Source organism: Nocardiopsis sp. CNR-923 (genome assembly GCF_001942255.1).
Lineage (GTDB): Bacteria > Actinomycetota > Actinomycetes > Streptosporangiales > Streptosporangiaceae > Nocardiopsis.
This window is the reverse complement of the sequence record NZ_MKKC01000132.1, coordinates 1-14,253: the sequence shown is the minus strand read 5'-3', so window position 1 is coordinate 14,253 and position 14,253 is coordinate 1. Positions and strand designations below refer to the sequence as shown.

At 63.2% G+C, this 14,253-nt stretch carries 9 protein-coding genes and 1 pseudogene; 4 read left to right on the top strand and 6 right to left on the bottom strand.

The window, feature by feature from the left end; genetic code table 11:
- Positions 1 to 972 precede the first annotated feature (972 nt).
- Positions 973 to 2,508 carry a hypothetical protein gene (locus BJF83_RS23560; protein ID WP_143832053.1) on the top strand — a complete coding sequence of 512 codons (1,536 nt, stop codon included), beginning with the start codon at positions 973 to 975 and terminating at the stop codon, positions 2,506 to 2,508.
- Positions 2,509 to 2,635: 127 nt separating this feature from the next.
- A complete protein-coding gene (locus tag BJF83_RS23555; protein ID WP_075928036.1) occupies positions 2,636 to 2,914 on the top strand; it encodes a hypothetical protein in 279 nt (92 codons plus the stop codon).
- Positions 2,915 to 3,481: 567 nt separating this feature from the next.
- Here the strand turns inward: BJF83_RS23555 and BJF83_RS23550 are convergent.
- On the bottom strand, positions 3,482 to 4,609 hold the full coding sequence (locus BJF83_RS23550; RefSeq protein WP_075928035.1) for a three-Cys-motif partner protein TcmP: 1,128 nt from the start codon (positions 4,607 to 4,609) through the stop codon (positions 3,482 to 3,484).
- A 57-nt stretch (positions 4,610 to 4,666) separates the two neighbouring features.
- Positions 4,667 to 5,425, bottom strand: a complete 759-nt coding sequence (locus BJF83_RS31345; RefSeq protein ID WP_075928041.1) for a DUF5131 family protein — start codon at positions 5,423 to 5,425, stop codon at positions 4,667 to 4,669.
- Between the two features lie 361 nt (positions 5,426 to 5,786).
- Here BJF83_RS31345 and BJF83_RS23540 point away from each other — a divergent pair, with 361 nt between their 5' ends.
- Together BJF83_RS23540 and BJF83_RS27140 are read left to right on the top strand one after the other, a co-directional pair.
- Positions 5,787 to 6,332, top strand: a complete 546-nt coding sequence (locus BJF83_RS23540) for a hypothetical protein (protein WP_075928034.1) — start codon at positions 5,787 to 5,789, stop codon at positions 6,330 to 6,332.
- 226 nt (positions 6,333 to 6,558) lie between these two features.
- A complete protein-coding gene (locus BJF83_RS27140; RefSeq protein ID WP_143832052.1) occupies positions 6,559 to 7,494 on the top strand; it encodes a restriction endonuclease in 936 nt (311 codons plus the stop codon).
- A gap of 229 nt (positions 7,495 to 7,723) precedes the next feature.
- Here BJF83_RS27140 and BJF83_RS29965 read toward each other — a convergent pair whose 3' ends face one another.
- The 4 genes and pseudogenes from BJF83_RS29965 to BJF83_RS23520 form a co-directional block, all read right to left on the bottom strand.
- Positions 7,724 to 8,683, bottom strand: coding sequence for a type ISP restriction/modification enzyme (locus BJF83_RS29965; protein ID WP_262391811.1), 960 nt, complete (start codon positions 8,681 to 8,683; stop codon positions 7,724 to 7,726).
- A 170-nt stretch (positions 8,684 to 8,853) separates the two neighbouring features.
- Positions 8,854 to 12,480 (bottom strand): annotated as a pseudogene (locus tag BJF83_RS23530) (DEAD/DEAH box helicase); the annotation flags it as partial.
- Positions 12,481 to 12,733: 253 nt separating this feature from the next.
- On the bottom strand, positions 12,734 to 13,195 hold the full coding sequence (locus BJF83_RS23525; RefSeq protein ID WP_316042345.1) for an NUDIX domain-containing protein: 462 nt from the start codon (positions 13,193 to 13,195) through the stop codon (positions 12,734 to 12,736).
- Between the two features lie 15 nt (positions 13,196 to 13,210).
- Positions 13,211 to 13,756 (bottom strand): AAA family ATPase, encoded by a 546-nt coding sequence (locus BJF83_RS23520; RefSeq protein WP_075928033.1) that lies wholly within the window; start codon positions 13,754 to 13,756, stop codon positions 13,211 to 13,213.
- Positions 13,757 to 14,253 lie beyond the last annotated feature (497 nt).

Sequence of the window (14,253 nt, the reverse complement as noted above, 5' to 3'; positions counted from 1 at the left end):
CGATCTCCCAGAGCCCATCGGGCAACACATCACTCACAGCACGTGATCATGCCAGGCGCAGGGCCACCTCGCACGGCTTTTGAGATGAGCTCTAAGGCCGATCTCCAGGACGAGCAGGTCGACGAACTCGCGGAGGCGATTGTCGCCGCACTGACGTCAGACACCGATGACGCTCCGCCCTCCGAGTGACGGAGCGCCGAGCGGCGAACGGACGTCCAGCGCCGCCGACGACCGGCCCGCCGAAGACGGTCGCCAGCCCACCGGGACCTCGCAATTACTGCGGCTGCCCAGCGCCACCACGACGCGCTTCCTGATCCTGGTCGCGGCGACGGCCGGTGTCGCCCTCTACTTCCTTCCCCAGCCGCTGTACACGGTCATCATCCTGACCGGCGAACTTGGGGTGCTCCCCGACGTGTGGCGCACGCGCTGCCCGGAGGACGCCCTCGCCTGGGTCGGGGACGCCCCCGCGCGGGAACTGCGCCAGGAGTACCTGGACTGCGCGGCTCTCGCGCACAAGGTCGACACCGGGGCATGGGTGGTCTCCCTCGTGCTCCCCCTGCTGGTCGGACTCCTGATCTACACCGTGTACCCGCGCGCACTGTGCCGACGCCTGGCCCCGGAGACTGAACCCGAACCCGGCCAGCTCGAGTACGCGGAGCGGGAGCTGGAACGGGCGCTGGGCGCTCGGCGGGGCGGGGCGCGCCTGCTCATCACGCCCGGAACCGCAGGCGGCGCGAGGGCGTTCGGCGCCTGGGGGCGGTACTGGATCGCCATCGATCGCCACCTGCTGCCCGCGTCCGATCCCCGGGGCGAGCCCATGAATGGCCGCTCGTCCGAGCGGCTGGGCGAACCCTCCGGCAGGCCGCCGAGCCCGAGCGATGCGCTCATACACCATGAGGCCGCGCACGTCCTTAACCGCGACATCGACATCACCTACCTGACGTCGCGATCTGGTGGGGGCTGGTCCTGTGCGTGGTTCCGTCGACGGCGCTCATGTTCCTCACCCCGATGGTGGGCCCCGGGCGGATCGTCCTGCTCGCGGTCGTACTCACGGTCCTCAGCCACGGGCGCTCCCGGGTACTTCAAGTTCGGGAGTACTACGCTGACGTCCGGGCCGCGCGCGGCCCTGGGATCGCGGGGCCGCTTCTACGCCTGTTGCCCACGTCACGCTCGGAATGCCCGATCACCCGTTGGTGGCGCGCGCTCAGCAGCTCACACCCGCTGCCGGACAGACGCGCGGAGACCATCAGGGACCCCTCTCACCTCCAGGACACCCACGTTCTCGACCTGTTCTATGCCGGATGTGCCGCGGGAGTCGGCTACGTCGGGTTCCAGCACCTGGCGCGCGCGACCACCGATGCGGTTGGCGCCCCGTACACCTGGTTCGTCGCCAACGCCTCGGGTGTGCTCTTCGGTGTGTTGTTGGGGTTCGTGGTCTGCGTGTTCGTGTGGCGGTCCTCGTTGCGGGCCCTCGTGCGCGCCGAGCGCCGTATGCGGGCGAGCATCGCCGCCTCGGCGCTGACCGCCGGAGTTCTGGTCGGTCAGGTGGTGGGGCCCGGCAGTCTGGAGACCTCGTGGGTCTACCTCCTGGCTCTTCGCCCGGGGACGGCCCTGTTGCTCGCGGTGGTGCTGTGGGTCGTGTTCGCGGTTATCCTGCGGTGGATCCTGATGGTGTCCACCACCTGGCTGTCGGCGTCCGAGTCGGTCTGGCCGCTGTGGCCGTGCGCGGTCGTCAGCGCGCTCATGTTCATCCTGGCCCTGACTCAGTGGTTCTACGTGCTGGGGCACATGTCCCTCATGGGACACGGGCGTACGGTGCCTCTTTCGATCCTGCAGTTGCTCGTCCTGCCGATCATTGATCCGACCTGGATCGTGGTGGGCTGTCTTGGCTCTGCCCTGCCCCTGCTGGCCTCGCTGGTGTGGGGCCGGGAACTGCCCGGACGGAACGCGGCCGTACGCCTGTGCCCGCCGTGGCTGCCGGTGGCCTCCTCCGCGGTGGTGCTGCTGGGCCTGGGCGTCACAGTGGCATGGGCGCTGCGGTGGTTGATCGAGCGAATGCCCTTGGACGACGCCCAGGAGTCGGATTCGGTGCTGTCCATGGTGTCGGTGCTACTACCTCTCCTGGCTGTCTGCCTGGGAGCGGTTCTGGTCGTCACGATCGTCTTCGCCTGGACGCTCGGGGGAAGAGGCGCACGGGGGCGGGTCCTGTCCGCGACGGTGGTCACGCTGTTCATCACCTCGTTCCTAGCCAGTCACGCCATACACATGGGTATAGCCGCCGGTACCTGCGTCCGTATGGTCGGTGAGCCCGGGGCCTGCGGGAGCGCCTTCGAGGGTCTTGGCGAGAGGTCCTTCGGCGCCGTCGACTCCGGGGCCTTCGTGTTTGCCTCGCTCCTCCTGGTGTGCGTTCCGGTGGCTTGGCGGTCTCATCCCTGCGAGCAGCGGTCGGGCCGCGACCGTGGTCGGTTCGCCCAACCCCGGGACGCTGGTACGACGTCCTCGCGCTGACCGTGGTGGCTGCCCTGGGCGCCGTGGTCCTGCCGCAGTTCGCTTCTGCCCCTGGCCCCGAACCGGATGTCGAAAGGGGTACCCCGTACATCGGAATGGTGTCGGAGGCGCGACCGAGGAGGGGCCGTTGAACGGTCGGCAGACCTGCGAGGCCGTCGACGCCGAGTACGACCTGATGGTCGATTTCCGGATCAGCCCCGGGGCGGCGGCCGTCAGCACGGCGCACATCCTCGCACGGTCCACGGACCCAGTGCTGGCCGCATTCGCGGAACCGGCTCTTGAGGACCTGGGCGAGGGGGACGAACTTGAGGGTGTGGTCAGTGCCGAGCATTCGCAGGCCGCCGCGCAGCACTACTGCGTTCTCAGTTATCCGGGGACGGGGATGCTGCGTAGCCCGTCCATGTGAGCCCCGCATGCGGGTCCTTGGAGGGTGGCCGGTGCTTTCGGCGACCCACCCGCTACCGCTACAGCAGCGATGTCCAGTAGGTCCAGAGCGCCTGGGGCGCCGTTGCCACGATCGAGAGTCCCCACACGGTTGTGGTTGTGGGCCAGAAGGTCGGCCGTGCGCGCACCCCCGTGCACCCCGGCCCGGGGTGTGTATGACGGGGTGGGCGGAACACACTCATCGGCCGAATCCCGGCCCCGTGCACCCGCTGGTGCACCCTCAACGCGAAGACGGCTCCTGGTGTGCGAACGATTTCCGCAGGTCAGAGGCCGTCTTTCGAACGGAGCGGACGACGGGAATCGAACTGGGATCGGTAAGCGTTCTGACCTGCGAAAATGCGAGAAGTCGCAGGTAATGGGGGAGGTGGTTCCCCGGTTGTGCCGGGTTGCCCCGCGTTCCGCTGGAAAGTGTGCACCCTCCGGGTGCACGGGGTCCGGTGTTCTGGTGCACCCGCGCGGGTGCACCACTCCAGCGAAGCGGGACAGTCTGATAGACGGTCGACCTTCGGAACAGCGTGGCCGAGGGCGGTCAGAAGAGGGTACCCTGCTGGGGTTGCGTGCTTGGCGGAGTCTGCTTCGCCAACCAGACGCGGTCTTGCTTTCGCGGAACCCTCCCGGTCGAGCTCTCGATGATGCCTTCCTTGAACAGGTCCTTCAGCAAAGTCCCGGCGTGGGAATCCCGGTAGACCGTCTCGCGCAGCGCGAAATCGCGGAGCTTCTCCACCTCCGTGGGCCCTTCCTCCAACTTGCTGAGGAGAGCACGGCGCAGGGGACCGAGCTCAGGCTTCTCCTCGAAGAAGAACGCCAACTGGGCAGGGTCGCGCGGGTCACGGAACATGAAGCCCTGCTGCTTGTCCACCTTCCACATAGCCTCTTTCATCTTGATGAGGCCTTTGGGATGGTTGCTCGCGAAGACGAGATGCAGCTCGTTTTTGTGCTCGTCTCGCATCTCGAAGGACGCCACGTAGCCGAAGCCGGCATCGAAGAGGGACTTCCGGTAGCAGTCCACCAGGAACTTCTTCTTCATGTCCTTGGGCTGGTCCACGACCGCGCGCCAGGCGTCGCTGCCGAAGCACCTGTCGCCCGCTTGCGCGCGTGTCTCGACCGTGGCGAAGCGGACCAGGTGCTGGGGCTGGAAGGTGACCAGAACTTCCCCACCCGGCCGGTTGGCAGCGCTCCGGGCGATGTCCAGAGGTATGGCGTCGGGGCCTCCCCAGCCGTCGAGTACGGCGAAGAAGGGGGAGCGCCTCGGAGATAGCTCTTGCAGAGCGGGGAGTAACGCCGTCGTGCAGTCATCTTCCCGGAAGGTGATCTTCATCTGGGCAGGTCGGCCGCCGTACTCATCGAGCTTCCGGCTGACCTGGCGCCGGAGCTCTTCCACACGGTCATCCCTCTTCTCGATGAGGAGCACGTTAAGGCGTTGGGCGGGGCGAAGCAGTTCGCTGCGGCGTAGGAAGACATCCAGGGCGACTACCGGTGAACCAGGTTCCCCGCCCTTGTAGATGCCGGGGCCCGAGAAGCCTTCGGCGTACGTGAACTCCTTGAACTGGCCGCCTGTGCAGATCGGGTACCAGGCTTTGAGGTACTCGCGGATGATGACGTGTTTGGCCTCGGTATGGGGGTCGAGATCCCAGGTGGTGTCGTCGGGGGTCGCCATACCTGGCATCTACCACCATGATGAACGCGGATAACGGCCCAACATGGCCAAATTCGGTCACTGGTGCGCGTAAGTATTCGTGCTATGGGGGCTATTGTCCCAGGTCCGACCGTCAAGGAGCCGCCCCCCTGCCTTCGGTGTACGCCCACCCCACTGCTTAAAGAAGAAGGGCTTGTCTGATTCAAGACAAAGGTCCCGGATTTCTCGGGCCCAACTGGCCTCCATCGGGCGATGCCGTGGGCCACTCTCCCCGCCTACGATGACCCAGTGGATGCTCGTCAGGTCTAGCCCGGGGAGAGGCCCGAGAAGGGGCTCACACGAGAGGAAGCGAACGGCGGCCGGAGCGCTTCGGAGATGGTCCACACGATCCAGAACCTCCGCGTTCTCCACGGAGACCCCCATCCAAACGTTGGGTGGCCACGGCAGTTCGGGAGCGAGCCGTGCCAAGCGGAGCGAACGCTTGGTGAGTACCTGGTACGTGTGCTGCGGGGTGTCGGCCATGACCTCGAAGACCTGGCGGATGAAGTCCTTGGGCACCTTGGCGTGGAACAGGTCGCTCATGGAGTTGACGAAGACCGTACGCGGGCTCTTCCATGACCGGGGCACATCAAGGGCGGAGGGGTGGGTGGTGACGCCGAACCCCGGTCCTGACGTGCGAGGATCTCCGTCGGTCTGGTATTTGTCCACGCCCATGGACTTGAGCCTTTTGGCGAGCGCGAGCGCGTAGCAGTTGTCGCACCCCGAGGCGACCCGATCGCATCCGGTCGTGGGATTCCACGTGGCCTCCGTCCACTCGATGGAGCTCCTGTCAGACATGGCCACCACCGCCCTTCAATAGAGATCGGGTCCGACCGGCGACACCGGTCAACGTCGACTTAACCACGGAGACGAACGATGTCGCTGAGGTTCAGGAAATCACGATCTGATCGAACATGAGTTCGTAACATAACAAGAGCTTTCGTAGTCCGGTAGGGGGTACCCGCGTGTTGTGGATAACGACCGGTACGGCAGGAGGATGACTGACTCAGGGTGACATGTTCATCGCGGTGCAGCCTCCTATGCGGATGTACGCAGGACACATCAGTTCCGAAGTGCGTGTCCCAGACCTGTTTCACCATGGTTTCACCCGTGGTGGCAAGCTGGAGTCTTGTTGACGGGCGATGGACGGGTGTAGCTGATGGATCCGATCGTGATCGGTGGCTTGGCAGGTGCGATCGGCAGTGTGGTGACAGCCTTCACCACCCAACTGTTCGCGCACCGGATCAAGGCACAGGAGCTCAAGCACGCTGATCGCGTGCGTCTTGAGCAGCAACGGTCCGAGGAGTCCAAGTTGCTGGATGAGCAACGCCGGTCCACGTATGTCGCGCTCAACTCCGCGGCTCGGGAGTTCCACGCCGCTCTGACCGACCTTCTCCATGCCGTGCAACTGGACGAACCACGCGATGGCGAACGGGAGGCGCTGGAGCAGGCGCGTTCGGCGTACCGACTGTGCTATGCCGAGGCGCAACTGTCGGTGAACGACGAGATCCTCGAGGCCGCGTCCCAGGTCAATCGGACCCTGACGAGCCTCTTCGGGGTGGTGAAGAGGCTCGACAATGGGAACCCCAGGGCTGGGGATAACTTTGACAGCGCTGAAGGGGAGCGTCAGAGGGTGTGGGGCCGGATCGAGCAGCTCCGCCTCCTGATGCGCTCTGACCTCGGTGTGGGGGAGCTTGTGGTTTAGGCGGACTAGGAACCGCCCAGCGTCAGGGCGTTGACCTGCGGATATATGAGAAATTACAGGTAGGGGCGTCGCGCGTCCCCTGGTTGTCCCCGGTCGCCCCGCGTTCTGCCGGATTCCGTCGACCCTCCGGGTGCATGCCCTTCGCCGACGTGGTGCACCCGCGCGGGTGCACGGACTGGGCCGCCCAACCAGCGAAGATACGCGGTTGTCCCTGAGGAGGACTAGTATGACCTCTATGCCCACCCAGCGAGTCAACCCTGGTGTCATTGCTCCTCTCCAGGATGCCTTGGTTGCTATTTATTGGTATAAGAACGATCTATTTGACTTCTTGAATGCCACGCTCAAGGATCGCTCTCTGGTTGAGCGCTTGGACAGGGATTTGACTAAGCGTGCGATTGTGCGCGATCTGGTCTCCTATCTAGTTGACAATCAGCATCGCTACTTCAGTACTCTCGTGAGCCTGATCCTCGCTGTCGCTGGGGTGAACGACCCCTCTCACCTGAAGAGGCTTGAGGAGGGGGAGGAAAAGTATCAGGAAGCCGTTGAAGCTGTCGCCACCCTCTGTCTTTATGTCGAACCGTACAGGAAGATAAAGGAACAGGCTGATGCTGCCGCTCGCCGTCGCGAAGAGGAAAAGCGTTCGGCGACAGAGAAGCGGGCCAAGGCGGCAGAGCTTGCAGATTTGAATCGAACCTTTGTACAGATCAGGTCGGAGCCCGCTCAGAAGAGGGGATGCTCCCTAGAGGATCTTCTTAATAGGCTCTTTGCTTTGTTTGAGATTGATGCAAAAGGCTCATTTCGAATCAGGGGTGAACAGATTGATGGCGCTTTCACTTTTGATGGTACAGAATTTCTCCTAGAGGCAAAGTGGCAGAAAGATCTTACGCCAACATCTGACTTGGATATTTTTTCAAGGAAGGTTGAGCGAAAGCTGGATAACACCCTTGGACTTTTTGTTTCAATGAATGGGTTTCAGACGAATGCGCTTGATCTCGCTGCTCTTGGGTCGAGGCCGGTTTTGATTCTCATGGATGGGGCAGATTTGGCGGCTGTCCTCGAGGCCAGAATTCCGCTCGTGGACTTGCTGGCAAAAAAGAAACAACATGCCGCGAGAACGGGTGAGATTTTTCTCTCGAGTTGGCAGATCCTGGCTAAGTTTTAATTGAGTAATTCACCAGAATCAACACGGATGGCATCTGTGACCTCGCCTTGTTGCTGACCTTGCAGCGCCGAACTCCGGACCTGACGTGCGGGCATCCCCGTCTGTCTGATACTTGTCCGCCTCTAGAGATCTGAGCCCCTTGGCGAGCACGAGATCGCAGCAAAGGCTTGGTGGTGGCAATGCACCCGGGCCGGTGGTGCCGTCGAGAGCGCACCACCCGGCGAAACCGTCAGGAAGAAGTCGGTCCTTCCAGGATCTCCATTGGGGGAAGTGCCTCGACGATGTCCACGGTTTCCAGGCTGACCGTAACGATGCGCGCCAGGAGATCAATGATGTAGCGGGGGTCGTCGGACCAGTCGTTGGGGTCGTTGACGATCCCGCTGTTCTTGTCGGTCTTCACCTGGTAGCGGTCGATGATCCACTCGATGGCGGATCGGGCGCCCAACTGGTACCGGTAGGCCCGCTCTGGGATCCCGCTGACGGTGACACGGCTGTTGTAGACGATCTTCGAGCGGTCGTCCTTGTTCTTGAACTTCATCTTCTGCACTCGGTACAGCTCGGCGAGCGGCGTCGGGGTCGGGCCGCTCACCTTCTCCTCAAGCGGGTGCGGCTGCACGCTCTCATAACCGATGTGCAGCTTGGCAAGCTTGCGTCCCGCGTCGGCGAAGTCGTGGAAGTCCGCGACCTTGGGGATGCGGGGCAGGGACTTCTTCAAATCTGCGGCGAACTGGCTTCGGTAGTCGAGGGAGTGGAGCAGCCCGTAGACGTAGTAGAAGATGTCGTCCTTGGTGACCTCGGACCCGTAGGTTTTGCGGTAGTCAGCAAGGGCGGCGTCGGTGATGTTGTCGACTTGCTCCAGTCCAGGTTCCTCAGCAGAACTAAACAGGTCATCACCGTTGCCGGTCTCCTGGTAGGTGTATCGAGGTAGGAGCGGTCCCACGCTCATGGTGCCGACTGCATGTAGATCAGGCAGCGTGTCAAGTACGAGCACAGAGAACGGCTCGTCTGTTCCAGTTCCAGTCAAATAGAACCCGAAGTTCGCCTCTGCTGTTGAGGGGAAAATTGTGGGTAGGGTGTACACCATGTCGTTGAGTCGACGGTTGAAGTACACGCGCTGTTTATTGAAAGGTCGGTAAGTGCCAGTCGTGATGGAGTTCGAAGTGAACGAGTAGTGCTTTCCGTTTTTGATCCCAGTCTTGTCAGGTCGGTTCCAGCTGATTCTAGTCGCGTCATAATCGATGAAAGATTCAACGTCCTTTGGGGATGGTTTGATGATCCCCTGTGCTGGCAGTGCTCTTGGAAAGCATCAACTTGATCGTTGTAGAAGTCAATCATGCGCTCGACGTTGTGCTGGAGCTTGGCCTCGCTGTAGTTGTAGACCCATGCGTCACGACCTGACGCCATGCCTCGGGAGTACGCTTCGAAGATCCCCCTGCCAGTGTCTCGGTCACCGATCGGAGCGAACGTTGTGAACCTGGGATCACGCTGGTTGACCCAGTCACCCTCCGGACTGGGGGTGATCTCGTGCCAGTCGATCGTGTCCAGGTTCTTCTCTGCCACGATCTTGAGCTTCTGCTCTCGGGTCAGATAGTCGCCGATGTCCTTGTACAGCAGGCGGCAGGTGCCGGAGTTGCTACCATCCTTGACCAGCAACAGAATCGCGACGGTGCTCCGGCTCCCTGAGCCGAAGACCTTGCCGCCTTCCATCCGGGACTGCTCACCGGCTGTGCGTTGGTTGCCGCGCAGGTTGAAGCAGTAGATGGTGTCGAACTCGTCCACGAGGCTCTTTCGGAGGCCGTCGGCGGTGTTGCCGTCGATGTAGCCGCCGTTGGACACGTAGCAGATGATGCCCTCGTCCTTGATCCGGTCCGAGGCCCACCGGATCGCCCGGATGTAGGAGTCGTACAGCGAGTTCTTGTTCTGAGCGGTGGACTGAGCGGCGTAGGTGTCGGTGATCCGCCCATCCAGCACCGGGTACTTCTGGTTCTGGTTGTTGTCGTTCTGGCTGGTCTGCCCGGACGAGTACGGCGGGTTGCCGATGACGACCCGGATGTCCTGCTCCTGCTGCTTGCGCACCCGCTCGTTGTTGTCGCCGAACATGACGGCTTCGAGCGTGTCGTTGTCCTCGGCGAGCTGGAAGGTGTCCGTGAGTACGATCCCCTCGAAGGGCACGTACTCCCCGTCGTAGCGCTGGTGGAACGCCGCCTCGATGTTCACCGCGGCGATGTAGTACGCCAGCAGCACGATCTCGTTGGCGTGCAGCTCCCGGCTGTACTTGCGCAGCAGGTCCCCGGGCTTGATCAGCCCGGACTGCAACAGCCGCACCACGAAGGTCCCGGTCCCAGTGAAGGGGTCGATGACGTGCACGCCCTCGTCCGACAGATGCGTGTCGAAGTGCTTGTACAGGGCTTGGTTCGTGGCTCGCAGGATGAAGTCGACGACCTCGACCGGTGTGTAGACGATCCCGAATGCCTCGGCGGTCTTGGGCAGGGCCGTCTTGAAGAACTTCTCGTACAGCTCGGTGATGACCCGCTGGCGGCCTTCGTGATTGTCGATCCCTTCGGCCCGCTTGCGCACCGAAGCGTAGAAGCCCTCCAGTGTCTCGGCCTCGTTGTCGATTGACTCGTCTTCCAGGGCTTCGAGCATCCCTTCCATCGCCAGGGACACCGGGTTCTTCGCTGAGAACTCATAGTCGGCGAACAGCGCGTCGAACACCGGCTTGGTGATCATATGCTGGGCGAGCATGTCGATGGCGGACTCGTGCGTCACCCCGGGATTGAGGTTGGCCCGCAGTTCGGTGACGAACTGCTCGAAGGCCTTCGCCTTGTCAGAGTCAGTGTCGGCGATCGCCGCCTTGATCCGGGTGACGTGGCGCTCGGCGATCTGAGCGATATCCTTGGCCCAGTCCTCCCAGTAGTGCCGCTCGCCGACTTTCTGCACGATGCGAGCGTAGACGGCCTCGCGGAGCTCGCCCCAGTCGTACTCGATCATGGCCTGAACGGCCGAGTTGGCCTTGTCGTCGTTACTGGAGGACCCGTCTCCGCCGACCCCTTCCCGGCTGCCGTCGAAGTCCTCGGCGCTGACATGACCAACCATGATGTTGTCGGGCTTGTTGCGGTTGAAGTCGATCTGGTTGACAGTGGCGTTGAACCGATCGTCGTGGGCACGCAGGGCCTGGAGCACCTGCCAGACGGTCTTATAGCGCTTGTTGTCGTTGAGTGCCTGTTCGGGCGTTTCTGTGGTGGGGATGCCTACGGGCAGGATGATGTAGCCGTACTTCTTGCCCTCGGCCTTGCGCATGACGCGCCCGACCGACTGGACGACGTCCACCACCGAGTTGCGGGGGTGCAGGAACAGCACCGCGTCCAGGTCAGGGACGTCCACACCCTCGGACAAGCACCGCGCGTTGGTCAGGATCCGGCAGGTGTTCTCGCCGGGGTCGGCCTTGAGCCATTCCAAACGCTCGTTGCGTTTGAGGGCGTTGAAGCTACCGTCGACGTGCTCGACTTCGCACCGCAGTCGGGGCACACCTTCTTTGTCACGTTTCTTGTTGACCCCGTCGATGACCGTGGGGAACTTGGCGGCGATCTGCTGGGACTCAGCGATGTTGCGGGCGAAGGCCACCGCCCGGCGCATCGGGGCCTCACCAGGCTCGAAACCCTGCCCCTCGGGGGTGTGTCCCGCACGCTTGGACAGGCCGTTCCAGCAACCCACGATCCGGGCGGCGTCATCGAGCTTGAGCTCGCCGTCCTCGGCCAGCTGGGTCTGCAGCGTTTGGGCCAGGAACTCCTCGTCGACGTTGAGAATGAGCACCCGGTAGTCCGTGAGCAGGTCCTCTTCGACAGCCTGGCCGAAGCCGAGGTGGTGGAACTCCGGGCCGAACAGATCCTCATCGTCCATCGAGCACAGGACAGCATCCTTGTTCTTGGCGGTGCTCTTGGTGTTGTCGTCGAACAGCCGGGGGGTGGCCGTCATGTAGAGGCGCCGCTCAGCACGTAGGTAGATGTTGTCGTGGACCTTGACGAAGTGTGACTCGCTTTCACCAGCCAAGGTGACGCCTGTAGTGCGGTGCGCTTCGTCACAGAGGATGAGGTGGAAGTCGCCGAGACCGGCCTTTTGAGCCTCGTGCACGGCCTGGATCGACTGGTAGGTGGAGAAGACCACCTGAAGCCCGTCGGCGGCCGCGGTGGCGTTGACCTGTTCGATGAGCTTGGCCGCACTAGTAGTGGCGGGAAGGGCCAGGTCATGGGTACTCATGTCCTGGAAGTCGTTGTCCGCGTTCTTTTTGCTGACCTTGGTGTCGGAGCACACTGCGAAGCTGCGCAGCGTGGTCTGGCACTGGGCGGACCACTCCCGCAGAGTCTGGGAGAGCAGAGAGATGGAGGGAACAAGGAACAGCACTCGGGTGGGGCCCTCACCGTCGGCTGCCCGCTCCTGTGCAAGCCTCTCGGCGATCTTCAGGGAGGTGAAGGTCTTCCCCGTTCCGCAGGCCATGATCAGCTTGCCGCGGTCGTGCGCGACGAAGTTGTCGAAGACCGCGTTCACAGCGTCCTGTTGGTGGGGGCGCAGTTTTTTGGGGTGCTGTCGGGGGAGGTCGATCTCGACATCGATCGTGGGCCAGACCTGTTCCCACTCAAGGGGGCTCTGGGCGATGTCGTCCAACCCCACACGCGTGACGGGGATCTGCTGCTGTTTCAGTGCCTTCTCGGCGTTGGATCCCCACTTGTCAGTGGTGGAGATGATGATGCGGCTGGTGAAGGGCTCCTTACCCGAGGCGGTGAAGAACGAGTCAATGTCGGATTTTTGCAGGGTGTGGTGCGGCTCGTAGAATTTGCACTGGATGGCACAGTAGCCGCCGTCGACCGTCTTCGCGACCAGGTCGATGCCGTCGTCGTTCTTGTTGGGAGCTTCGGGCCAGTCGGCCCACCGCCACACATCGGTGAATTCCTGGGCGTAGAGCGGATCCGTGGTCAGGTAGGAGACCATCAGCCGTTCGAAACGTGTGCCCCGTTCGTGGTTGGACGTAGACGACTGACGGATGGAGTCAACGATGTCGTGCACTGTCGTGGTCACTGCGTCTTGTATCCCGTCTCCACCATCGAGGCGCTGAAAGCACCCGAACTCGCACCAGATTCTGCAGCCAGGGTAGCCCCCCGGTGAGACTCACGAGAGGGGATCGTGCCTTACCCGGAGTGCCTCAGGAGCAGTAGTCAGAGCCAGCGGATGGCGGGAGTGCTGGTTACGTGCGCGACCGGGCGAACCAGCCCAGGATTGACCGCTTGTAGCCCTCGGGCATCGGCAGGTCGGGCACCTGGGCTTCGGTGAACAGTCCGTCCTCCTTGTGTTCGCTGGAGACCACGACCGGGGCGTGGGAGTCCACGTGGCATCCGTAGGTGACGATGAAGACGCGCCGGTCCACCCGGGTGATGTGGTACATCCACGAGTCGAGGATCTCGGCCACCCGCACGGGCCAGCCCGTCTCCTCCTCGATCTCCCGGGCCAGGCACTCCTCGGGAGTCTCCCCGATCTCGATCTTGCCACCGGGCAGCTCCCACTCGTCGCGCTCGTTGTGCGGCAACAGCACCTGGCCGTCGCGGATGACGACGCTCTTGACCGGACGGGGAACGTGCGCGGGGTGCAGGGGGTGTCGGACACGGGAAGGCTCGCTTTCGAAGTCCTGTGGGTTCAATACCGGTGTCACGGGTCCTGGAACGGATCAGGCGCGACGGGTCCGCGGGGCACTGAGGTCGAGTCCGCTGGTGCGGAGGATGCGTGACACGCTCTGATCGATCGTGCTGTGCTGGTCGATGATCTCTTCCCGTTCGTCGGGGAGGAGGTCGAGGGGGTGCCACCACTGGCGCATCTCGGCTTCCCCATAGGCGTCCGCCTGCGGTTTGGTGGCGTGCCGCTCCAGGGTTATGTCGAAGGGCACGTCGAGGTAGAAGCAGCAGGACGTGCCCTGGTGGTCGGCCACGAGGGTGGTGAGCATGGGGCCGTAGTGGTCGGCGTACAGGATGCCCTCAACCACCACGTGGTAGCCGTGGTCCAGGGCGTAGCGGGCGATGGTGTCGATCAGCCCGATGTTCGCCCCGCCTGGCCGGTCGCGTTCCTTGAGCACGTCCCGACGGACGAGGTCCTGCCCGATCACCGCCAGCCCTCGCCCGTGGGCGGCACGCAGCCTGGCGGCGAGGGTGCTCTTGCCCGAGACGGAGTTGCCCCGGATCGTGATCAGCCGGGTGTGCGGGGTACCGGTGGGTGCCATGGACAGGACGGTAACGAAACGAGAGAGCCCGGGAGGGGAGTACGGAGAATGAGGGCAGGCGTCTGGAGAGCCCCGAGCCTGCTGCCGCCTTGTCGTCGGGACGAGGTTTCGCGCTTTCGGGGGCGTCCTGAGGACCGTGGCGGTGCCCGTTCAGTGAAGAGTCGGGAGTCCTCTGACGTTGGGCATCGGCCGTGCCCATACTTCAGACCGAAGCAACAGGTCCAGGGAAACTGGGCCGAGGTAGGAGGCGAATCCCTTTGGAACTCGTGAGGTGGGCCGCCGAGGTCGCCCGTGACCTGTTGCGCGACGTCGGTACCCGATGGCCGCACGTCCAACGCGCTGCCCAACAGGCCCGTTCCGTGGCGCACACTGTTCCCAAGCGGGACCGTGAGCTCCTGGTTGAGGGGCCCTGCTGTTTCCGGACAGGCTTTGAACCGTCCGCATCACGCGGCCAGACGCATCTCCTGATGGGCCGCGTACACCTCCGCAGGAGTGTT

Bases quoted from the DNA above. Each gene is read 5' to 3' on its own strand.
- BJF83_RS23550 (WP_075928035.1), bottom strand. From the start codon at position 4,609: ATGGCGACCCCCGACGACACCACCTGGGATCTCGACCCCCATACCGAG.
- BJF83_RS23540 (WP_075928034.1), top strand. From the start codon at position 5,787: ATGGATCCGATCGTGATCGGTGGCTTGGCAGGTGCGATCGGCAGTGTG.
- BJF83_RS27140 (WP_143832052.1), top strand. From the start codon at position 6,559: ATGACCTCTATGCCCACCCAGCGAGTCAACCCTGGTGTCATTGCTCCT.
- BJF83_RS23520 (WP_075928033.1), bottom strand. From the start codon at position 13,756: ATGGCACCCACCGGTACCCCGCACACCCGGCTGATCACGATCCGGGGC.
- BJF83_RS31345 (WP_075928041.1), bottom strand. From the start codon at position 5,425: ATGTCTGACAGGAGCTCCATCGAGTGGACGGAGGCCACGTGGAATCCC.